We start from the raw sequence: 20,432 nt of genomic DNA, 5'->3' as shown, positions 1-20,432 counted from the left end.
CATACGGTCGGTGCATGAATCTGCGGCAGCTGCGCTATGTCGTGGCGACCGCCGACCACGGCACGATGACGTCGGCGGCCCAGGCTCTCTACGTGGCTCAGCCCGCGCTGTCGCGGGCCGTCCGCGAGCTGGAGCGCGAACTCGGCGTGGAGCTGTTCGCCCGGTCGGGCCGGGGTGTCGTCCTCACCCCCGTCGGGGAGCAGGTCGTCCGGCAGGCCCGGATCGCGCTGGACGCCGTCGACGCGATCGAGGGCCTCTCGGTCACCCGGGCCAACGGCCGCGGCGCGGAGCTGCGCATCGCCGTCACCGCGTCCCTGGAACCGGAGCTGACCGGGCGGCTGATCCCCCGCTTCGCCCGCGACCAGCCCGCCGTCCGGGTCCGGGTCGTGCGCTGTGCCGACCGCGACCAGGTCGCGGGCGCGCTGCGCACGGGCCGCGCCGACCTCGCGCTGACCGACCTGCCCGTCCCTGGCGACATGACCGCGCACCCGTTCGAGCAGCGGGAGGTGGTGCTGATCTCGCCGCCGACGCTGAAGGTCCGCGAGCCGGTGCAGCCCGCGGCGCTGGACGGGATGCGGCTCGTCCTGCCGGCCCGGGGCAGCGCGCGCCGCGCCGAGATCGACACGATGCTGCGGCGGATCGGCGCGACGCCGGTCGCCGCGGTGGAGTCCGACGAGCGCGGCGCGTGGCTCGGCTGGGTCCGCGCCGGCATGGGCTCCCTGCTGTGGTACCGCAACCAGATCGACGACACGGAGGGCGTGACGATCCGCTCGTTCATGCCGCCGCTCACCCGCATGATCGGGCTCGTCCACGCGCACCGCCGGCTGCCTCCCGCCGCACGGGACTTCCTCACCTTCGCCAAAGAGACGCCCCGCGAGACCCACCCCCGCTGACCCGACGACTGAGCGCCGGCGAAGGAGCGGGTCAGCGGCCTTTGCCGGGGGGGCGCCCCCAGATGGGTGCTGACGACCCCCGCCGATCGTGCCCGCGGCGGCGTCGGGTTTCCGCGGTCATGCCATCATCTGGCAGGTGGAGACGACGCACGCACTCTGGCTGCTGGCCGTTCCGGTCGGCGCGCTGATGGTGGCCGCGGCGGCGCGGCGCATCGGGCTGTCGGCCCCGCTGGTCCTCGTGATCGCGGGGCTGGCCTTCTCGTTCGTTCCGGGCGTCCCGGAGTTCGAGCTCGACCCCGAGTTCGTGCTCTTCGTGTTCCTGCCGCCGCTGCTGTTCTCCGCGGCCTGGAAGAGCTCGTTCACCAACCTGCGCCAGAACGTCTGGTCGATCGGGCTGCTGTCGATCGGGCTGGTGCTGTTCACCACGTTCGCCGTGGGATACGCGGCGTACCTGCTCGTCCCCGGGCTGCCGCTGTCGGCGGCCTGCGTGCTCGGCGCGATCGTGGCGCCGCCCGACGCGGTCGCGGCGGTGAGCGTCGCGCAGCGCCTCGGCCTGCCGCGCCGGACGGTGACGGTCCTGGTCGGGGAGAGCCTGTTCAACGACGCGACGGCGCTGACCGCGTTCCGGGTCGCGCTGATAGCGGCGACGGGGGCGGGGTTCACGCTCATGGAGGGCGTGTGGCGGTTCCTGTTCGCCGCCGCCGTCGGGGCCGCCGTCGGGCTGCTGCTCGGGCCGCCGCTGCACTGGCTGCGGACCAGGCTGAACGACCCGCTGGTGGAGAACGGCGTCGCGCTCGTCGCGCCGTTCGCCGCCTACCTGATCGCGGAGAGCGTGCACGCCTCGGGGGTCATCGCGGTGGTGGTCAGCGGCCTGTACCTCGGCAACCGGGACACCGAGTCCGGGGCGGTGACCCGGCTGATCGGCCACTCGTTCTGGAAGGTCATGGTGTTCGTGCTGGAGTCGGTGGTCTTCCTGCTGATCGGCCTCCAGCTGCCGCCGGTCGTCAACGAGCTGTCGGGACGCAGCTGGCAGCAGCTGACCTGGTGGGCGGTCGCCGTCTTCGCCGTCACGGTCGCCGCGCGGTTCGTGTGGGTGTTCCCCGCCTCGCAGCTCCCGCGGCTGCTGTCCCGGCGGGAGCGGTCGCTCGGGAACGTCGGCTGGCGCGGCATGGTCGTCGTGTCGTGGGCGGGGATGCGGGGGGTGGTGTCGCTCGCCGCCGCGTTCGCGGTCCCGTTCGTCACCACGGGCGACAAGCCGTTCCCGGGACGGGACCTGATCCTGTTCCTGACCTTCACGACCGTCCTCGCGACGCTGCTGGTGCAGGGGCTGACGTTCCCGGCGCTGATCCGTGCGCTCGGCATCGGCGGCGGCCGCGAGCGCTACACCGACACCGTGGCCGAGGCCGGCGCCCAGCACGCCGCCGCGCAGGCGGCCCTCGACCGCCTGGAGGAGCTGTACGCCGAGGAGCGGCTGGACGAGTCGGTGGTGGAGCGGCTCCGGCAGCTCGCCGAGCACCGGCAGCTGCGGGCCTGGGAGCGGCTCGGCGGCGGGACCGGCCCGGAGGGCGAGGAGGTGCCGACCGCGACGTACCGGCGGCTGCGGCGGGAGATGCTGCTGGCCGAGCGCCAGGTGTTCGTGCGGATGCGGGACGAGCGCCGCATCGACGACGAGGTCCTGACCCGGGTCATGTACGAGCTCGACCTGGAGGAGGTCGCCCTCACCCGCGACTGATCGGGAGGGGGCGGTGCCCCGGCCACGGAGCATGCCGTGGCCGGGGCGACGGCTCGGTCAGGACGACCCGTTGAGGGGCTGCTCGGGGAGCTCGACGGTGTAGGACTCCTTCACCACGTCCAGGTGGTGCCAGGACTCCCGCACCGTTGCCCCGGGCACCGACCGGATGGCGTCGAGCACGGCCACCAGCTCGGCGCGGGAGGCCGCCTCGGCCTGCCCGACGATGTCGTAGCGGCCGAACCCGGTCGCCAGGTACCGGACGCCGTCCTGGGCCGCGACGGCCTCGGCGACCTTCCGCAGCCCGCCGGTCACCAGCAGCCCGAACCCGCCGAGCTCGGCGGCGCCGAGGGCCAGCGGGTCGGCCAGGCCGGTGACCTGGATGACGCCGGTGCGCATGAGCCTGACCACCCGGGCGCGGGTCGCGGCCTGCGAGAGGCCGATGATGTGCGCGAGCCTGGTGTAGGGGGCGCGCCCGTCGTGCTGCAGTTCGTGCAGCAGCCGCCAGTCGATGTCGTCGAGGGTGACCTCGCCGAGCTCGCGCACCACAGCGTGCGTGTCGCGCACGGTGGACACCGACCGGAAGACCTCCGCCGCACGGACCCCGGGGACGGACCGGACGTGGTCCACCTCGGCCGCGAGCGCGGCGTCGTCGCGGGTGCGCACCTGCGCGACCAGGTCGTGCGGGCCGGCGGTCAGCGCGGCGAAGCTGACGGCGGGGCGCTCGGCGATGGCCGCGGCCACCTCCCTGGCCGAGCCGTCCACGGTGACCGACACGTGCCCGATCGCCTCCGCGCCGACGACGGCGGCGTGCACGATGCCGACGACGCGGACGACCCGCGTTTCGAGAAGGTGCTGCACCCGTGCCCGCACCGCCGTGCGGGAAAGCCCGACACGGTCGGCGAGCGCCTGGAACGTCGCCCTGCCATCCCGCTGGAGCTCGCGGACGAGCACGGCGTCGACCGCATCCAGCACGGCTCTCCTCCTCGACATGTAATGAATCGTTTTGCCAGCGTCTGCAAGATCATTCCATTTCAAGACGGTATGACGTCAAATATTGATCTTGCTCGTGTTCGCCATGCCCGGCGGCCGTCGAAGCGTCGGCGGCCGGTTCCGGACGGCGACGTTTCCGATGCCGCGTAAACCGGCGCGAAAGCGCAACGCTGCCGGGCTCGCGCCGCGCACCCGGCGCTGCGCGCCGCCGGGGCGGCGGGCGCGCACGGTGGCGATCACCACTCCGGCGACCGCGGCGCGGCCGGGACGCCCCGCGGCGCGAACGGGCACGGCCGACCGGGCCCGGATGCGTGACCTGCATGCGCCTCTCCCGGTGTTCTGCTGTCCCGCCCCCTACGGCGGACCCGCCGTCCGCGTGAGGCACATGTAAGAAAAGTGCATCCAGGGCGCAGTTACGTCAAGAGGTAACTTTACAGAGAGCCAAGCCCCACGTTGCACCGTTTTCCACCAGGTCTGGGGATTCCCTTCGGTTATGCCTGGAAGAAGGCGTACAGAGCGTCGTGGATCACATCGCCGACCCGCCGGGACACACTGTCATCACCGCTGGTCACGGCTCCTCGAACGGCTTTCGTGAGTGCGCGGGGGCGGCGGCCGCCGCGGCTTGGCCGGAGCATCGCCGGGTATGTCGGACAATGTACGGTGGCCCAGCCACTCAGATCCGCGATTGGTGTGTAGTACAGCCGTGCGCCTGCTCAACGGTGAGCGTTCCGCTCACGACCTCACCTACAACGACGTCTTCATGCTCCCCCGCCGCTCCTCGGTCGGGTCGCGCCTGGAGGTCGACCTGGCCACAAGCGACGGCAGCGGAACCACCGTTCCGGTCGTGGTGGCCAACATGACGGCGGTGTCCGGCCGCCGGATGGCCGAGACCGTCGCCCGCCGCGGCGGGGTCGCGGTGCTCCCGCAGGACATCCCGGTCGACGTCGTCGCCGAGGTCATCGGCTGGGTCAAGGGACGCGACCTGGTGGTGGACACCCCGATCCGGCTGGGCCCGTCCAGCACGGCCGGGGACGCGCTCGCGCTGCTGCCGAAGCGCGCGCACAACGCGGTGATCGTCGTCGAGGACGACCGTCCGGTCGGCGTGGTCACCGAGGCCGACTGCCAGGGCGTCGACCGGTTCGCCCAGCTCCGCGACATCATGTCCCGCGACCTGGTCACGCTGCCGGCCGGCGTCGATCCGCACGAGGCGTTCGACCGGCTGCACGAGCGCGGCCACCGGCTCGCCCCCGTCGTGGACGCCGAGGGCCGCCTCGCCGGCGTCCTCACCCGCACCGGCGCGCTGCGCGCGACCCTGTACAAGCCCGCCGTGGACGCCGCGGACCGGCTGCGCATCGCGGCCGCGGTCGGGGTGAACGGCGACGTCGCGGGCAAGGCCAAGGCGCTGCTGGAGGCGGGCGCCGACCTGATCGTCGTCGACACCGCGCACGGCCACCAGGACAAGATGATCAGCGCGCTCGCCGCCGTCCGCGGACTGGACCCGGGCGTCCCGGTCGTCGCCGGGAACGTGGTGACGGCCGAGGGCACCCGCGAGCTGATCGAGGCCGGCGCCGACATCGTCAAGGTCGGGGTCGGCCCCGGCGCGATGTGCACGACCCGCATGATGACGGGGGTCGGCCGCCCGCAGTTCTCCGCCGTCCTGGAGTGCGCCGCCGAGGCGCGCCGCCTCGGCCGGCACGTGTGGGCGGACGGCGGCGTCCGGCACCCGCGCGACGTGGCCCTCGCCCTCGCGGCGGGCGCCGCGAACGTGATGGTCGGCTCCTGGTTCGCCGGCACCTACGAATCGCCGGGCGACCTGCAGCGCGCCGCCGACGGGCGGCTGTACAAGGAGAGCTTCGGGATGGCCTCGGCGCGGGCCGTGCGGCTGCGCGCCGCCGAGGACTCCCCGTTCGACCGGGCCCGCAAGGCCCTGTTCGAGGAGGGCATCTCCACGTCCCGGATGTTCCTGGACCCGCAGCGTCCCGGCGTCGAGGACCTGATCGACTCGATCGTGGCGGGGCTGCGCAGCTCGTGCACCTACGCGGGCGCCCGCACCCTGGAGGAGTTCCACGAGCGGGCCACGATCGGGATCCAGAGCCCGTCCGGTTACGCCGAGGGAAAGCCGCTGTCCACCAGCTGGTAAAACCCGTGCCGCCCCGGCGGCCCGGCGGCACCGCGATTCGCGACACGCCGCCTCCATCACCCCGCTGTGGACGCGCTGACCTGCACTCTCTTATCTCAGGGCGGAGAAGGGGGTCTCCGTCCCCGAGGGGGGCGCAGCATGTTCGACGTCGGGCCGGCCGGAGCCGGGACGAGGCCGCTCGCGGAGGATCCGCCGCCCCCGGCCCGCGGCGCCGAGCGGGACCGCCGGGCGCGGGATTCGGCGCTGCGCGAGCTTGCCGAGGCGCTGCTCATCGCCGCGGTGTCGCCGGCGCTGCCGGGCATCGCGCACCTGCGGGCCGGACGCGTCCGGCTCGGCGCGGCGCTGCTCGCCGTCCAGGCGCTGGTGCTGACGGCCGCCGCCCTCGCCGCCGGGCAGGACCGCTCGCTGCTGCATCCCTCGGTGCGGCCCGCCTGGCCGGTGGCGCTGACGGCCGGCTGCGTCCTGGTCGCGGCGCTGTGGGCGGCGCTGATAGTCCACTCCTACGCCGTGCTCGTCCCGGACGGGCTGCCGCCGTTGTGGCGGCTCGCGGGCGGCACCACGGTGTCCGTTCTGTGCCTACTGGTGATCGTCCCGCCGCTGACCGCGGCCCACGCGCTCGCGCCCTGCGCCCTGCGGGAGTCGGCATCGGGCTCCCCAAACCGCGGCGAATTCAATATCCTGGACAACTCTTGCACCAGAGGCCACATCCGCTCGCATGGGGTCGACTCTTACGCAACCTTTGCCCGGTTCCGCGCGTCCATTATGTGAGCCAGGGCTTAATTCACCGTGGGTGGGAATCGGAGCGTACATGGGTCGGTCGGCGAGGCGGCGTGCCCGGGACAGGGACGAGGACGGCAACTCCGGCGGGGCCGGGGGGTTGCCCCGTGCTCTGGCGCTGACGCTCGCGTCCGCCCTGGTCTGGGGCATCGCCCATTTCGTCACCGGCCGCCGCATCGCCGGCGGGCTGCTGCTGGCGCTGTATCTGGCGATCGGCGCCGTCCTGGCGGCCGCCGGAACGCTCTACCGCTCCGACCTGATGCACCTGGCCGTCCAGCCGGCCGCGCTGCAGCGGATCTCCGGCGGCCTCGTCGCGCTCGGCGTGCTGTGGATCCTGGTCGTGATCCGCTCCTACCTGGTGCTGCGCCCGGCCCGGCTCGCCGCCGGCGCCCGGACGCTGGGCGCCGCCTCCGTCGCGGTGATGTGCTTCGCCGTCGCGGTGCCGGTGGCGTGGTCGGCGCACAGCACCTACGTGTACCGGGACGCGCTGACCAGCATCTTCCGCAGCGGCAACGAGAACGGCAAGCACGTCGACACCGACGACCCCTTCAACGGTGAGTCCCGCGTCAACATCCTGCTCCTCGGCGGCGACGCCGCCGCCGACCGCTCCGGTGTCCGCACCGACAGCATGACCGTGGCCAGCGTCGACACCAAGACCGGCGACACGGTGCTGCTGAGCCTGCCGCGCAACCTGGAGCACTTCCAGATGCCGCCCGGCCCGGCGCACGACCGGTTCCCCTACGGTTTCACCGGCGACGGGCCGCAGAACCCGGGCCTGCTGAACGAGGTCTACGAGTACGCCGAGAGCCACCCCGACGTGGTGCCCGGCGTCGCCAAGAACCACCGCGGGCCCGAACTGCTGAAGGCCACCATCGCCGGCATCCTCGGCGTGCGCGTCGACTACTACATCCTCGTCGACATGTTCGGCTTCGCCGACATCGTCGACGCCATGGGCGGCGTCAAGCTCAAGATCACCGAGCCGATCCCGTACGGGCTGCAGGGCGGCGTGCTGCAGCCCGGCTACCGGACGCTGAAGGGCAAGGAGGCCCTCTGGTACGGACGGTCCCGCACCGGCAGCAGCGACTACGTCCGGATGGGCCGGCAGAAGTGCCTGATGCGGGCGATCGCCGAGCAGGCCGACCCGCAGACCGTCCTCACGAGCTTCGACAAGCTCGCCGCGGCGGCCAAGCGGACGCTCTCGACCGACATCCCGCAGGAGCTCCTGCCCGCGCTGATGAAGCTGTCGAACAAGGTCAAGAACGGCGCGCAGATCCGCAGCCTGCAGTTCGTCCCGCCGCTGATCTACTCCGGGAACCCGGACTTCGACAAGATCCGCTCGCTGACGTCCGACGCCGTCAACAGCGACCCCCGGCAGGTCAGCGCCAAGCCGAGCGACACGCCCACCGCCTCGCCGACCGATTCACCGGACGGCTCCCCGAGCGACACTGAGACGCCCAAGCCCGACACCAAACCGGTGTCGCTGGAGAACAGCTGCCCGTAGGACGAGCCGCGAGCGCCGCTACTACGGGGTTCCAAGCCGCAGGCGGCGGGAGGACACTGGGCGCGTGAAACCGGTGCATCGGGTCCGGCAGGTCGCCAACGCGGTCAACCTGTCCACGGGCCTCGGGCTGCTGCTCGCCTCGACCGCGACGCGTGGCCCGGGCCGCGTGCGCAGGGGCCCGGAGGGGCTGCTCGTGGCCGGCGGCTACCGGCTGCCGTTCCCGATCGCGTCCGCGTTCACGGTCGGCAACGTGATCCTGGTGCGCGGTGACGCGTCCGGCCTGGCCGACGGATCCCGGCTGCTGCGCCATGAGGGACGGCATTCGACCCAGTACGCGTGGTGCCTCGGCATCGTCATGATCCCCCTCTACGGCGCGGGCGCGGGCGCGTCGATGCTGCTGTGCGGGGACTGGGCGTCCTACAACCCCTTCGAGCGGCTCGCCGGCCTGGCGGACGGCGGCTACGAGCGGCGCCCGCTGCGCCCGTTCCTGCGGCGGTCCTGAACGGCGGGTGTCCCTCCTGGTCCGGGGAAGGGGGATCATTGAGGGAGACGATGACTGAGAAAGGCTGGTGCGGGTGCCTCGGATCCACGGCTGCGACGCCTACCGCGTGACGATGCCGCGCGGACGGCGGCCGGAGAGCGTCCTCGTCCGGCTCAGCGGCGGCGACGCCGTCGGCTGGGGCGAGATGGCCGTCCCGGCGGGTGCCGCCGACTCGGGCGCGGCCTGGGCGGACATCGAGGAACGCATGGGGCCGGCCCTGATCGGGCTCGACTGGGAACGTCCCGAGGACGTGTCCGCCGCCGCCGACCTCGGCGCCAGCGAGGCCGCGGCGGCCGTCGACACCGCCTGCTGGGACCTGTGGTGCCGGACCCGCGGCCTGCCGCTCGCCCACGCGCTCGGCGGGACCCGCACGTCCATCGTCACGGGTGCGCGGATCTCCCCCGAACCGGCGCTGGACACGATCACGGGCCGCGTCAACCAGGCCGTTGGAGCGGGCCACACCCGCGTCACCCTGGACGTCCGTCCCGGCTGGGACGTCGAGCCCGTCCGCGCGATCCGGCAGGCGTATCCGGCGCTGGCGCTCGTCGCCGACGCGGGCCACGCCTACGGCGAGTCGCCCGCCCACCTCGCCGCGCTGGAAGCCCTCGACGCCTACGGCCTGGCGGCGATCGAGCGTCCGTTCCCCGCCGGGGACCTGGCCGCGCACGCCCGGCTCCAGCTGCGGGTGAGCACCGCCGTGGCGCCGGCGGTCGGCGACCTGGAGACCCTCGACGCGGCATTGATGCTCGACGCGGGCCGGGCCCTCCACCTGCGGCTCGACCGGCTCGGCGGGCTGACCGCGGCCCGCAGCGCCCACGACCTGGCCTACGCCGCCGGGTGGGACGTGTGGTGCAGCGGGTGCGGCGCGTTCGGCATCGGGCAGGCCGCCGCGGTCGCGCTCGCCGCGCTGCCCGGGTGCACGCTGCCGAGCGACGTGTCCGACCCGGCGGGCGGCCCGGTGTTCGTGACGCCACCGGTCCGCTCGTCCGGCGGTGTCGTCGGCGTCCCGCTCACCCAGCCGGGTCTCGGCCACGAGATCGACGAGGCGCGCATCGAGAGGCTGGCGACCCGCCGCATGCGCCTGTCCACGTGACATCCGCCCCGGCCTGGGTGGTGGCGGGGCCGCCCGGCTCCGGCAAGACGACGGTCGCGGAGCTGCTCCTGGCCCGGCTGCGTCCCGTCCCGGCGCTGCTGGACAAGGACACGATGTACGGGCCGTTCGTGGCGGCGACGCTCGCGGCGTCCTCCCGTGATCCGGGCGAGCGTGAGGGCCCCTGGTACGACGAGCACGTCAAGCCGCACGAGTACGCGGGGATGACCGCCGCGGCGCGTGAGATCCGGTCCCACGGCTGCCCGGTGCTGCTCAGCGGCCCCTTCACCGGACACATCCGGGACGAGGACCGCTGGACGGAGTGGGTCGCGGCCCTCGGCGGCCCTCCCGTGCACCTCGTCTGGATCAGGACGGACGCCGTGACCCTCCGTCGCCGCCTGGAGGAACGGGCCTCGCCCCGCGACACCGCCAAGCTGGCGGCCTTCGGGGAGTTCACCGCCCGGATGCGTCCTGAGACGCCGCCTCCCGTCCCCCACACGGCCGTGGACAACCGCCTCACCGCGCCGGTACCGCTCGAAGCCCAGCTGAACGACCTGCTCGGATGAGCGTCTGGCGGAGGTCCCGCGGACCTCCGCCAGCGTGCCCGGGTCGCCCGTCAGCGGGCGGCGCCCGTCATCGGATCAGATGTTGATGTTGATATTGGTGTTCTCGTTGTGGTTGTCGCAGCAGTCGCATTTGCAGTGGTCGTGGCCGCCCTTGGCGGAGGCGTGGACCGCCGGCGAGGTGGTGGCCGCCGACGCCGTGGCGGCCACGCCGGTGAACCCGGCCAGGGTCGTGGCGGCCGTCAGGACCAGAACCGAGAGAGACCTGCTCATGATCATTCCTTTCGTGTTCCCGGTGCTTGCTCTGCGATCCTTCCCGAATGGCCACGCTATGTAACTAGATCATCACTATAAGTAAGAAAAGTCGGCAGGTCGTCCTCTTGGTCTTGTGTCGGCGTCAGGGGGCGGCGGGCGGTTCTCCCGGGTCGACGGGAGCCTGCCATGGGCCGGGCGGCCGGCCGTACTGCCCCGGCTGGGCAGGTGGCGAATACTGGCCAGGGGGCGCGTACTGGCCTGGCTGCGCGTAAGGGTACGGGTCGTAGTACGGCTCTGGCGGGGGGAGGGCGGACCGTTCGGGCGCCGGGGGCAGGGGTGGCGCCTGGCGCGCCGCCCGGCGGTCCCGGTAGGCGTTCTTGAGCCGTCCGCCGAAGCGCTTGCCCATGTCGCCGACCTGCTGCGCCCGGTCGCCCTGCATCGCCCCGTGCACCCTGGCGGCGGAGCGCCGGCCGAGATCCTGCACCTGCCGGGCGCGCTCCGACTGCAAGGCGCGCTGCGCGGCCTCGGCCTGGGTGAGCCGGACGGCGTTGTCGCGGACGACCTGGCCCGCGACCTGGCCCGCCGCCTGCGTGCCGTCCCAGGCGATGACGGCGCCCTGTCTCGCGGCCTCGGCGGCGCGCCGGTAGCCGTCCGCCCGGACCAGGGCGGTGCCCGCCACCAGGTCGGCGAAGGTGCGGCGGCGGGCGCCGACGAGCGCCGGGGCGCTGTTGGCCAGGAAGATCCCGACGGCCGCCAGCCACATCACGAGGGAGAGGAAGAACAGGCCGTGCAGCAGGAGGATGCAGGCGGCGCAGTACAGGCCGGTGCCGCCCGCCGTGGTCGCCAGGGAGCGGCGCAGCGCACGGGACTTGGCGGACCTGGCGTTCTCCACACGCAGATCCAGCACGGCTTTGCCGATGGTGCGGCCGGCGAGAGCCTGCCCGGCGAACTGATGCAGGAACTCGATCAGGATGAGCAGCAGCAGCGCCTGCTCGACGGCCTCGACGACCTTCCGCCACAGACCCATGCCGAAGTCCTCGGCGGCGTTCTGGACGTCGCCGCCGGACAGCAGGAGCCCGCCGGTCGCCGACAGCGCGTCGCCCCACAGGCCGTCCCCGAGCAGGCCGTTCAGCCGGCCCCACGTCATCATGCCGAGGAGGATCGCGGCGCCGGCGAGGAGGGCGGTGTCGATGCTCCAGGCCGCCAGGCGGCGGCCGCGCGGGGCCGCGGTCGGGGGCGGTGCGGGGGGCGGCCCGGGGTCGGGGGCGGGCAGGGGTACGGGCGGCGGACCGTGCACGGAAGTCCCTCGGGTCGCGATCTTCTCTTGATCAAAGCGCCGGACCGTCAGGAGTTTAGGGCGCGCGGTCCCCCGCCGCCACCGCGCGTCCTCAGTAGGACTTGGGCAACCCCAGGGAGTGCTGCGCGACGAAGTTGAGGATCATCTCGCGGCTGACCGGCGCGATACGCATGAGCCGGACCACCCCGGCGAGCATCCCGACGCCGTACTCGGTGGTGAGGCCGTTTCCGCCGTGGGTCTGGATGGCCTGGTCGACGCAGTGGATAGCGGCCTCGGCGGTGGCGTACTTGGCCATGTTCGCGGCCTCCCCGGCGCCGGAGTCGTCGCCCGCGTCGTACAGCCAGGCCGCCTTCTGCCCCATCAGCCGGGCCAGCTCCAACTCGATCTTGGCGGCGGCGAGCGGGTGCGCGAGGCCCTGGTGCGCGCCGATCGGCGTGCGGAACACCTGCCGGTCCCTGGCGTACGCGGTGGCCTTGCCGAGGGCGAGCCGGCCGATCCCGGCGCCCATCGCGGCGGCCATGATCCGCTCGGGGTTGAGACCGGCGAACAGCTGCAGCAGGCCGCCGTCCTCGTCGCCGACGAGCGCGTCGTAAGGCAGCCGGACGTCGTCGAGGTGGCAGACGAACTGCTTCTCCGGCGACACGATCTCCATGTCGATGGGGGTGTAGGTGAAGCCGGGGGTGCCGGTCGGGACGATGAACAGCGACGGGCGCAGGTTTCCCTTCTGGTCCTGCGTGCGGGAGACGAACAGGACGGCGTCCGACTCGTCCACGCCGGAGATGAACGTCTTCTGCCCGTTCAGCACCCAGCCGTCGCCGTCCCGGCGCGCCGTGGTGGTGATGCGGTGGGAGTTGGAACCGGCGTCGGGTTCGGTGATCGCGAACGCCATCTTGACCGAGCCGTCCGCGAAGCGCGGCAGCCAGTGCTTCTTCTGGTCGTCCGTGCCGGACCGGCTGATGATCGTCGCGCAGATCGCCGGGGACACGACCATGAGCAGCAGCGGGCAGCCCGCGGCGGCGAGCTCCTCGCACACGGCGGCGAGGTCGCCGATGCCGCCGCCTCCCCCGCCGTACTCCTCCGGCACGTTGACGCCGAGATACCCGAGCCGCCCGGCCGCGGCCCACAGCTCATCGGTCTTCCCCCCGGACCTGGCCTTCTCCACGTAGTAGGAGGACCCGTACTCGGCACCCAGTTCGGCGACGGCCACGCGCAGCGCGCGTCGCTCCTCGGTCTCCACGAAGCTCATTCCGGGTTCCCTTCGATGATCGCGAGGACGGCGCCGGACTCGACCTGCTGTCCCGCCGCGACGTTCAGTTCCGTGACCGTCCCGGCGGACGGCGCGGCGATCCGGTGCTCCATCTTCATCGCCTCCAGGACGACGAGGGTCTCCCCCTCGGCGACGACCGCGCCCGGTTCCGTCCCGACGCGGACGACCGTGCCGGGCATGGGGGCGAGAAGCGAGCCGGGGGCGATGTGGCTGCTCGGGTCGGCGAAACGCGGGACGACGGCGAGCGTGACGGGGCCGAGGCGGGAGTCGACGTGCACCGCGTCCCCGGCCGTCCTCACCGCGAAGGTCTCGCGGAGGCCGTCATGGTCGAGGACGACCTGGTCGGGGGTCGCGGCCACGAGCGAGGTGCCGGGGCACAGGTCGGAAGCCAGGCCGTCCCGGTGCAGGCGGTAGTCGACGTCAACGGGGCCGTGCGGGCCTTCGAACGTCCTGCGCTGGGGCTGGGACCTGACATTGCGCCAGCCGGACGGGAGGCCGCCGAGCACCGTCGCGGCCGACCGGTTCGCCGCCGCCTGGGCGAGCGCGGCGGCCAGCGCGGACACCCTGACCGCGGCCTCGTCCGCCAGCGGCGCCGCCAGGGCGCCGAGGCCGACGCGGTCCAGGTAGCCGGTGTCGGTGTCGCCGTCCAGGAAGACCGGTTCCTCCAGGATCCGGACGAGCAGGTCGCGGTTGGTGGTGAGACCGTGGATGCGGGCGCCGCGCAGCCCGGCCGCCAGCCTCCGGGCGGCCGCGGCCCGGGTCGGCGCCCACGCGATCACTTTGGCGAGCATCGGGTCGTAGTGGACGCCGACCTCGGCACCGCTCTCCACACCGCTGTCGAGCCGCAGCCCGTGCTTCGCGGGGACGGCGAACTCGGCGTCCACGCCCGGCACCTCGAAGGTGTGCAGGGTGCCGCCGGCGGGGCGCCAGTCATGCGCCGGATCCTCCGCGTACAGGCGGACCTCGATGGCGTGTCCGCGCGGCTCCGGCATGTCCTCGCCGAGGCGGGCGCCCTCGGCGACCTCGATCTGCAGCCGGACGAGATCCACCCCGTACACGCACTCGGTGACCGGGTGCTCGACCTGGAGGCGAGTGTTGACCTCCAGGAAGAAGAAGCGGCCGTCGCGGGCCAGCATGAACTCGACCGTGCCGGCGCCCACGTAGCCGATCGCCCGGGCCGCGCTCGCCGCCGCCTCGCACAGGCGCGCCCGCAGCCCGGGCGGGACGGCGGGCGACGGCGCCTCCTCGACGATCTTCTGGTGGCGCCGCTGGATCGAGCATTCGCGTTCGCCGAGCGTCCAGACCGTCCCGTGCGCGTCGGCGAGGACCTGCACCTCGATGTGGCGGGCGCCCTCGAGCAGCGGCTCGCAGAACACCGTCGGGTCACCGAACGCCGACTCCGCCTCGCGGCGCGCGGCGGCGACCGCGCCGTCCAGTTCGTCCGGCGCGCCGACGACGCGCATGCCGCGCCCGCCGCCGCCCGCGGACGCCTTCACCAGCAGCGGGAAGTCCGCCTCCGCCACCTGGGCAGGGTCGATCTCCGGCAGCACCGGGACGTCCGCGGCGGCCATCAGCTTCTTGGCCTCGATCTTGGAGCCCATCGCGGCGATCGCCGCGGGCGGCGGGCCGATCCAGGTCAGGCCCGCGTCGATGACGGCCCGCGCGAAGTCCGCGTTCTCCGACAGGAACCCGTAGCCGGGATGGACGGCGTCCGCCCCCGCGCTCTTCGCCACGGCGAGCAGCCGCGCGGACGACAGGTACGTCTCCGCCGGGGACGCACCGGGCAGCCGGCCCGCCACGTCCGCCTCCCGGACGTGCGGCGCCCCGGCATCGGGGTCGGAATGGACGGCGACCGTCCCGATGCCGAGGTCCCGGCAGGCCCGCAGGACGCGGCGGGCGATCTCGCCGCGGTTGGCCACCAGCACTCTGTTGATCATCAGTCGCTCACATCCGGAAGACGCCGAAGCCGTCGGCCCCGCGCACGGGCGCGTTGCAGACGGCGGACAGGCACAGGCCGAGCACGGTCCGGGTGTCGCGCGGGTCGATCACACCGTCGTCGTAGAGCCGTCCGGACAGGAAGAACGGCAGCGACTCGGCCTCGATCTGCGCCTCGACCATCTCCCGCATCGCGCGGTCCTGGTCCTCGTCGTAGGCCTGGCCGCGCGCTTCGGCCGCCTGCCGCGCGACGATCGACAGCACGCCCGCGAGTTGTTGCGGCCCCATCACCGCCGACTTGGCGCTCGGCCAAGCGAACAGGAACCGGGGGTCGTACGCGCGGCCGCACATGCCGTAGTTGCCCGCCCCGTACGACGCCCCCATCACGATCGTGATGTGCGGGACCCTGCTGTTGGCCACCGCGTTGATCATCAGGGCGCCGTGCTTGATGATGCCGGCCTGCTCGTACTCCTTGCCGACCATGTAGCCGGTCGTGTTGTGCAGGAACAGCAGCGGGGTGTCGCTCTGGTTGGCGAGCTGGATGAACTGCGCCGCCTTCTGCGCCTCGTCCCCGAACAGCACGCCCTGCGCGTTCGCGAGGACCCCGATCGGGTGGCCGTGGACGCGCGTCCAGCCGGTGACCAGGCTCGTCCCGTACAGCGGCTTGAACTCGTCGAACCGCGACCCGTCCGCGATCCGCGCGATGACCTCGCGCGGATCGAACGGGACCTTCAGGTCCTCGGGGACGATCCCGGCGAGTTCCTCCGCGTCGTACAGCGGCTCCTCCGCCGGGCCGGGCCGCGGTCCGAGCTTGCGGTGGTTGAGGTTCCGGACGATCTGGCGGCCCAGGCGGAGCGCGTCCGCCTCGTCGGCGGCCATGTAGTCGGCGAGCCCGGAGGTGCGCGCGTGCATCTCCGCGCCGCCGAGCTCCTCGTCGCCGGCCTCCTCACCGGTCGCCATCTTCACGAGCGGCGGACCGCCGAGGAACACCTTCGCCCGCTCCTTGACCATGACCACGTAGTCGCACATGCCCGGGATGTACGCACCGCCGGCCGTGGAGTTGCCGAACACCAGGGCGATCGTCGGGATGCCGGCCGCCGACAGCCGGGTCAGGTCCCGGAACATGCGCCCGCCCGGAATGAAGATCTCCTTCTGGGTCGGCAGGTCCGCGCCACCCGACTCGACCAGGTTGATCACGGGAAGCCGGTTCTCCAGCGCGATATCGGAGGCGCGGAAGCTCTTCTTCACCGTCCACGGGTTGCTGGATCCGCCCCGCACGGTCGGGTCGTTCGCCACGATCACGCATTCGACGCCCTCGACGACGCCGATGCCGGTGACGACGCTCGCGCCGACGGGGAAGTCGCTGCCCCACGCCGCGAGCGGGCTCAGCTCCAGGAACGGCGAGTCGGGGTCGAGGAGCAGCTCGATGCGCTCCCGGGCGAGCATCTTCCCGCGCTTGCGATGCCGGGCGACGTACTTCTCACCGCCGCCCTCCAGCGCCTTGGCGTGTTCGGCGTCCAGCGCGGCGAGCTTCTCCAGCATGGCCTGGCGGCGCTCCCGGTACTCCGGGCCATGCGTGTCCAGCGTGCTCTTCAGGGTCACAGGACGGCCTCCGGGATGTCGACGAGGCGGGATCGCAGCCATTCCCCGAGGGCCTTGCCCTGCGGGTCGAACCGGGTCGAGGCCGATACGCCCTCCTGCAGCAGCCCTTCGACGACGAAGTTCACGGCGCGGAGGTTGGGCAGTGCGTGCCGCCGGACGGTGTGCTCCCGGGTCTCCGGCAGCAGCTCCTGGAATCTTTCGATGGTGAGGAACGGCTCCAGCCAGCGCCACTGCGCGTCCGTCCGGGCCCACACGCCGATGTTCGCGTCCCCGCCCTTGTCCCCGCTCCGCGCTCCCGCGACCCGGCCGAGGGGTGCGTGGACGGTGGGACCTCCTGCCGCCTTCTCCCGCGGGACGGTGTCCTGCCGAGCGGGTTTCGGCTCCCCGCCTTCCGCGAGCGCGGGCGGGATGGGGATGCGCTTCCCCTCGTGGGTGACCGCCACGTGCTCGACCACGCCGTTCAGGACGAACGCGGGCGTGTAAACGCCGTACGGACCGCCCTTGCCCGGCGGTGACGTCATCGTGAAGCCCGGGTAGCCCGCGAGGGCCAGTTCCACTGCGGCGCCGCTGAAGGCGCGCCCCACCTTCTCCGGGCCCGGGTCGAGGACGGCACAGCGGAGCAGGGCCGTCGCCTCCCCCTGTGTGGCCGGGTCGGGCTTGGCTGCGCCGATGAGCGTCCACTCGACGCGGGCCGGCCGGGCATCGCCGAAGGCGGCCTCCAGCCGGGCCTTCGCGAAATCGGCCTTTGCCTCGATGTCCAGACCGGTGAGCACGAACGTCATCTCGTTGCGATGTCCGCCGAGGTGGTTCAGGCACACCTTGGTGGCCGGAGGCGGAGGGACGCCTCTCACGCCGCTGATCCGCACTCGGTCCGGGCCGTCCGGCGCGAGAGCGATCGTGTCGAACCGCGTCGTCACGTCCGGACCGGCATAGGACGGCCCGCCGATCTCGTACAGCAGCTGCGCCGTGACGGTCTCGGCGGTCACGGCGCCGCCCGTCTCGGCGTGCTTGGTGATCACGCTGGTGCCGTCGGAATGGATCTCGGCGATCGGAAAGCCGAGTGCCTTTACATTGTAGATCTCTTGAAAGAAGGCGTAGTTGCCGCCGGTGGCCTGCGCCCCGCACTCGAGCACATGCCCGGCGGCCGTCGCGCCGGCCAGCGCGTCCCAGTCGTCGCGCGCCCAGCCGAAGTGCGCCGCGGCCGGGCCCACCACCAGCGACGCGTCGGTGACGCGTCCGGTCACGACCACGTCGGCGCCGGCCCGCAGGCATTCGACGATCCCCCAGGCGCCGAGATAGGCGTTGGCGGTCAGCGGCCGCCCGTACCGCTCGTCCGCCAGGCCCAGTTCCTCCGCCCGTTCGAGCAGGTCGTCGCCCTCCACATGGGCGATCCGCACGTCGATCCCGAGCCGGGAGGCCAGTTCACGGAGCCGGTCCGCCAGCCCGCTCGGGTTGAGCCCGCCGGCATTGGTGACGATCTTGGTGCCGTGAGCCGCGGCCAGGCCGAGAGACTCCTCCATCTGCCGCAGGAAGGTCGCGGCGTACCCGGCGTCCGGGTCCTTCATCCTGCCGCGACCCAGGATCAGCATCGTCAGCTCGGCCAGGTAGTCGCCGGTGAGGACGTCCAGCGGCCCTCCTTCCAGCATCTCCCGCACCGCGGAGAAGCGGTCGCCGTAGAAGCCCGAGGCGTTACCGACCCGCAGCGGTTGGCTCATGCCTGAACCCTGCCAGCCCGCACAGAAAAAATCAATCGCGCATGATTGTTTCTTGGCGTGATCATTTGATTGACTGGAGGGCCACCGGACCCGAGGACTCCATGACCGCCCAGGCACTCCCCCGCGAACCGCAGCAGGACCGCAGCCGCGCGACCCGCCGGCGCCTCCTGGAGGCCGCCATCGACTGTCTCGCCTCCGTCGGCTGGGCGGGGACGACCGTCGCGGTGGTCGCGGAGCGCGCGGGCGTCTCCCGCGGCGCCGCCCAGCACCACTTCCGGACCCGCGAGGACCTGGTGACCGCGGCGGTCGAGTACGGGGCGGACGTGCGGAAGGCCCGGATGCGCGAACGGCTCGACGCGCTCGCCGACCACCGTCCGTCCACACTGGACGTCGTCACCCTGCTCGGCGAGATGTACACGAGCCCCCTCTTCCGCGCAGCCCTCCAGCTCTGGGTCGCCGCCAGTTCCGACGAGCAGCTCCGCGCGCGGGTCGTCCCCCTGGAGGCCCGGGTCGGACGCGAGGTGCACCGGCTCACGGTCGAGGCCCTGGGCGCGGACGAGTCGGTCCCGGGCGTCAGGGAGACGGTCCAGGCGACCCTCGACCTCGTCCGGGGTCTCGGCCTGGCCGATCTGCTCACCGACGACTCGGCCCGCCGCACCCGTCTGCTGCATCAGTGGGCAGCCACCCTGGAAACGGCCCTCGGCCGCTGACTCAGAGCGCCAGTTCGCGCAGCGGATCGCCACCGTCGATGAAGAGGCGTCCGCCCGGGGCCAGCGCCGCGGCGATACGCGCCATGGCCTTGCGCCCGGCGTCCGGGTGACGGCCGTCCAGCGCCCCGACCCGGACGGCGAAGACGAGATCGAAGGGCGCTTCACCGGCTTCGAGCCCGAAGTCCTCGATCGCCACCCGCCGGACGCTCATCCGTCCCGACGCGATCTCCTCGGCGGACGCGGCCTCCGCCTGCGCGATCGCCGTGGCGGACCGGTCGATCGCGAGGATGTGCCCGGTACCGAGCCGGGCCGCGACGGCTCGCGCGGCGGCGCCGGGCCCGCATCCGATCTCCAGGACCCGCATGTCCGGTGTGAGCGGCAACGCGTCCACGATCTCAGCGAGCCTGGGCGAGAGCGGGGGCACGCCAGGCCCTTTCCCGGCCCTGGAGGTAGAGGTCACGGAGCAGCGCGATCTCGGCCCCATGGTGGATGACCTCGCGATTGATGTGCAGGGCCAGCGCGCCGAGCGGGAAATCCTCGTACGGCGCCTCGGCCGGGCCGCTGGGACGGGCCAGGTCGTCGGGCGCGGGCTCCCAGAAGTACTCGTCATCGGTCAGGCCGTCCAGCCACGGCCTCAGCTGGTGGCGCCAATGCCAGTCGAGCTGCTCGGCCAACTGGTCGCTCTAGTCGATGCCCATCACAGCAGGATAGGCAGCGGCACACCCGACCCGACGGTCGTTTGCCGGCAGACTTGCCGGTCACCGGACGAAGACGGGGGCGGCCGGATCACCCCTCGGCCCGACGACCGGAACCTTCGGGCGATCATGGACATGGTGACCAACGGCAGGCGCACTAGAGTGCAACGGTGACCCCCTTGCCAGAAGACCCGTCGTCGCCGGTCAGTGAAGACGATCGCGAAACGGCCGTGCGGCGCCTGCAGGAGGCGTACGGCGAAGGGCACATCTCGCACGAGGAGATGGACGAGCTCCTCGACCGGGTGCTGACCGCCAAGACACGCGGCGAGCTCGGGACGGCTCTGGCCTCGCTTCCGCCGGAGAAACCGGGCGCCACGTCCACGATCGCCGTCCTCAGCGGCCGGATCCGCCGTCGCGGCGCGTGGCGGGTGCCGCGGACCCTCAAAGTCGAGTCCGCGTTCGGAAGGGTGCACCTCGACCTGTCCCGAGCGGTCATCGAGCATCCGGTGGTCGACATCGAGGTGCAGCTGGGCACCGGCAGGGCGAAGATCACGGTGCCGCGCGACGCGGTCGTCGACATCGAGGAGCTCCGCACCGTCTGGAAGGACTCGCTCTACAAGCCGCGGCGGCACTCCGGCCCCGGCGGGCCGAGGATCCGGATCACCGGGACCATGGGGTTCGGCCGGTTGAAGATCCGCCACGCACGGCGTTGAGGCCCGGCCCGCACCA

At 72.8% G+C, this 20,432-nt stretch carries 20 protein-coding genes; 10 read left to right on the top strand and 10 right to left on the bottom strand.

Features of this window, described 5'->3' with window-relative positions; translation table 11 throughout:
* The first annotated feature begins 14 nt into the window (after positions 1-14).
* Positions 15-893 (top strand): LysR family transcriptional regulator, encoded by an 879-nt coding sequence (locus ACQPXG_RS20210; protein ID WP_433469243.1) that lies wholly within the window; start codon positions 15-17, stop codon positions 891-893.
* Between the two features lie 136 nt (positions 894-1,029).
* The gene (locus tag ACQPXG_RS20205) at positions 1,030-2,625 is read left to right on the top strand and encodes a Na+/H+ antiporter (protein WP_433469242.1); all 1,596 of its coding nucleotides are present in this window, start codon (positions 1,030-1,032) and stop codon (positions 2,623-2,625) included.
* A gap of 57 nt (positions 2,626-2,682) precedes the next feature.
* Here the strand turns inward: ACQPXG_RS20205 and ACQPXG_RS20200 are convergent, their stop codons facing one another.
* Both ACQPXG_RS20200 and ACQPXG_RS20195 read right to left on the bottom strand, forming a co-directional pair.
* Positions 2,683-3,597 (bottom strand): Lrp/AsnC family transcriptional regulator, encoded by a 915-nt coding sequence (locus ACQPXG_RS20200; protein ID WP_433469241.1) that lies wholly within the window; start codon positions 3,595-3,597, stop codon positions 2,683-2,685.
* A 75-nt stretch (positions 3,598-3,672) separates the two neighbouring features.
* Entirely contained in the window at positions 3,673-3,855 is a 183-nt protein-coding gene (locus ACQPXG_RS20195) for a hypothetical protein (protein WP_433469240.1), read from the bottom strand.
* A gap of 463 nt (positions 3,856-4,318) precedes the next feature.
* Between ACQPXG_RS20195 and ACQPXG_RS20190 the strand changes: the two genes are divergently transcribed.
* The 6 genes from ACQPXG_RS20190 to ACQPXG_RS20165 all read left to right on the top strand — a co-directional run bounded on the left by ACQPXG_RS20190 (position 4,319) and on the right by ACQPXG_RS20165 (position 10,230).
* Positions 4,319-5,755, top strand: coding sequence for a GuaB1 family IMP dehydrogenase-related protein (locus ACQPXG_RS20190; RefSeq protein WP_433469239.1), 1,437 nt, complete (start codon positions 4,319-4,321; stop codon positions 5,753-5,755).
* A gap of 138 nt (positions 5,756-5,893) precedes the next feature.
* Positions 5,894-6,523 (top strand): hypothetical protein, encoded by a 630-nt coding sequence (locus ACQPXG_RS20185; protein ID WP_433469238.1) that lies wholly within the window; start codon positions 5,894-5,896, stop codon positions 6,521-6,523.
* A gap of 40 nt (positions 6,524-6,563) precedes the next feature.
* Positions 6,564-8,033 carry an LCP family protein gene (locus ACQPXG_RS20180; RefSeq protein ID WP_433469237.1) on the top strand — a complete coding sequence of 490 codons (1,470 nt, stop codon included), beginning with the start codon at positions 6,564-6,566 and terminating at the stop codon, positions 8,031-8,033.
* Positions 8,034-8,097: 64 nt separating this feature from the next.
* Positions 8,098-8,535 carry a hypothetical protein gene (locus ACQPXG_RS20175; RefSeq protein WP_433469236.1) on the top strand — a complete coding sequence of 146 codons (438 nt, stop codon included), beginning with the start codon at positions 8,098-8,100 and terminating at the stop codon, positions 8,533-8,535.
* Between the two features lie 67 nt (positions 8,536-8,602).
* Complete coding sequence (locus ACQPXG_RS20170) at positions 8,603-9,667, top strand: enolase C-terminal domain-like protein (protein WP_433469235.1); 1,065 nt, start codon at positions 8,603-8,605, stop codon at positions 9,665-9,667.
* Positions 9,664-10,230, top strand: coding sequence for an AAA family ATPase (locus ACQPXG_RS20165; protein WP_433469234.1), 567 nt, complete (start codon positions 9,664-9,666; stop codon positions 10,228-10,230). The genes ACQPXG_RS20170 and ACQPXG_RS20165 overlap by 4 nt, the downstream gene beginning before the upstream one ends.
* Before the next feature lie 75 nt (positions 10,231-10,305).
* Here ACQPXG_RS20165 and ACQPXG_RS20160 read toward each other — a convergent pair whose 3' ends face one another.
* The 6 genes from ACQPXG_RS20160 to ACQPXG_RS20135 form a co-directional block, all read right to left on the bottom strand.
* Positions 10,306-10,500, bottom strand: a complete 195-nt coding sequence (locus tag ACQPXG_RS20160; RefSeq protein WP_433469233.1) for a hypothetical protein — start codon at positions 10,498-10,500, stop codon at positions 10,306-10,308.
* A 124-nt stretch (positions 10,501-10,624) separates the two neighbouring features.
* Positions 10,625-11,779: an RDD family protein gene (locus tag ACQPXG_RS20155; RefSeq protein ID WP_433469232.1), complete on the bottom strand. Its 1,155-nt coding sequence runs from the start codon at positions 11,777-11,779 to the stop codon at positions 10,625-10,627.
* 91 nt (positions 11,780-11,870) lie between these two features.
* Complete coding sequence (locus ACQPXG_RS20150) at positions 11,871-13,025, bottom strand: acyl-CoA dehydrogenase family protein (protein WP_433469231.1); 1,155 nt, start codon at positions 13,023-13,025, stop codon at positions 11,871-11,873.
* A complete protein-coding gene (locus ACQPXG_RS20145; RefSeq protein ID WP_433469230.1) occupies positions 13,022-14,983 on the bottom strand; it encodes a biotin carboxylase N-terminal domain-containing protein in 1,962 nt (653 codons plus the stop codon). Before ACQPXG_RS20145 ends, ACQPXG_RS20150 begins: the two co-directional genes overlap by 4 nt.
* A gap of 7 nt (positions 14,984-14,990) precedes the next feature.
* On the bottom strand, positions 14,991-16,625 hold the full coding sequence (locus tag ACQPXG_RS20140; RefSeq protein WP_433469229.1) for an acyl-CoA carboxylase subunit beta: 1,635 nt from the start codon (positions 16,623-16,625) through the stop codon (positions 14,991-14,993).
* Complete coding sequence (locus tag ACQPXG_RS20135; protein ID WP_433469228.1) at positions 16,580-18,298, bottom strand: acyclic terpene utilization AtuA family protein; 1,719 nt, start codon at positions 18,296-18,298, stop codon at positions 16,580-16,582. The genes ACQPXG_RS20140 and ACQPXG_RS20135 overlap by 46 nt, the downstream gene beginning before the upstream one ends.
* Positions 18,299-18,399: 101 nt before the next feature.
* On the opposite strand from ACQPXG_RS20135, the gene ACQPXG_RS20130 reads away from it, so the two are divergent.
* The gene (locus ACQPXG_RS20130) at positions 18,400-19,008 is read left to right on the top strand and encodes a TetR/AcrR family transcriptional regulator (RefSeq protein ID WP_433469227.1); all 609 of its coding nucleotides are present in this window, start codon (positions 18,400-18,402) and stop codon (positions 19,006-19,008) included.
* 1 nt (position 19,009) lies between these two features.
* On the opposite strand, the gene ACQPXG_RS20125 is transcribed toward ACQPXG_RS20130, so the two are convergent.
* Together ACQPXG_RS20125 and ACQPXG_RS20120 are read right to left on the bottom strand one after the other, a co-directional pair.
* Positions 19,010-19,399, bottom strand: a complete 390-nt coding sequence (locus tag ACQPXG_RS20125; protein WP_433470012.1) for a methyltransferase domain-containing protein — start codon at positions 19,397-19,399, stop codon at positions 19,010-19,012.
* Positions 19,400-19,403: 4 nt separating this feature from the next.
* The gene (locus ACQPXG_RS20120) at positions 19,404-19,682 is read right to left on the bottom strand and encodes a hypothetical protein (protein WP_433469226.1); all 279 of its coding nucleotides are present in this window, start codon (positions 19,680-19,682) and stop codon (positions 19,404-19,406) included.
* A gap of 191 nt (positions 19,683-19,873) precedes the next feature.
* Between ACQPXG_RS20120 and ACQPXG_RS20115 the strand changes: the two genes are divergently transcribed.
* Positions 19,874-20,416 carry a DUF1707 SHOCT-like domain-containing protein gene (locus ACQPXG_RS20115; protein WP_433469225.1) on the top strand — a complete coding sequence of 181 codons (543 nt, stop codon included), beginning with the start codon at positions 19,874-19,876 and terminating at the stop codon, positions 20,414-20,416.
* The last annotated feature ends 16 nt before the right edge of the window (positions 20,417-20,432 follow it).

This window comes from Spirillospora sp. CA-128828, assembly GCF_050945415.1.
Taxonomy (GTDB): domain Bacteria; phylum Actinomycetota; class Actinomycetes; order Streptosporangiales; family Streptosporangiaceae; genus Spirillospora.
The sequence above is the reverse complement of the archived record's forward strand: the minus strand, read 5'-3'. Positions and strand labels throughout refer to the sequence as shown.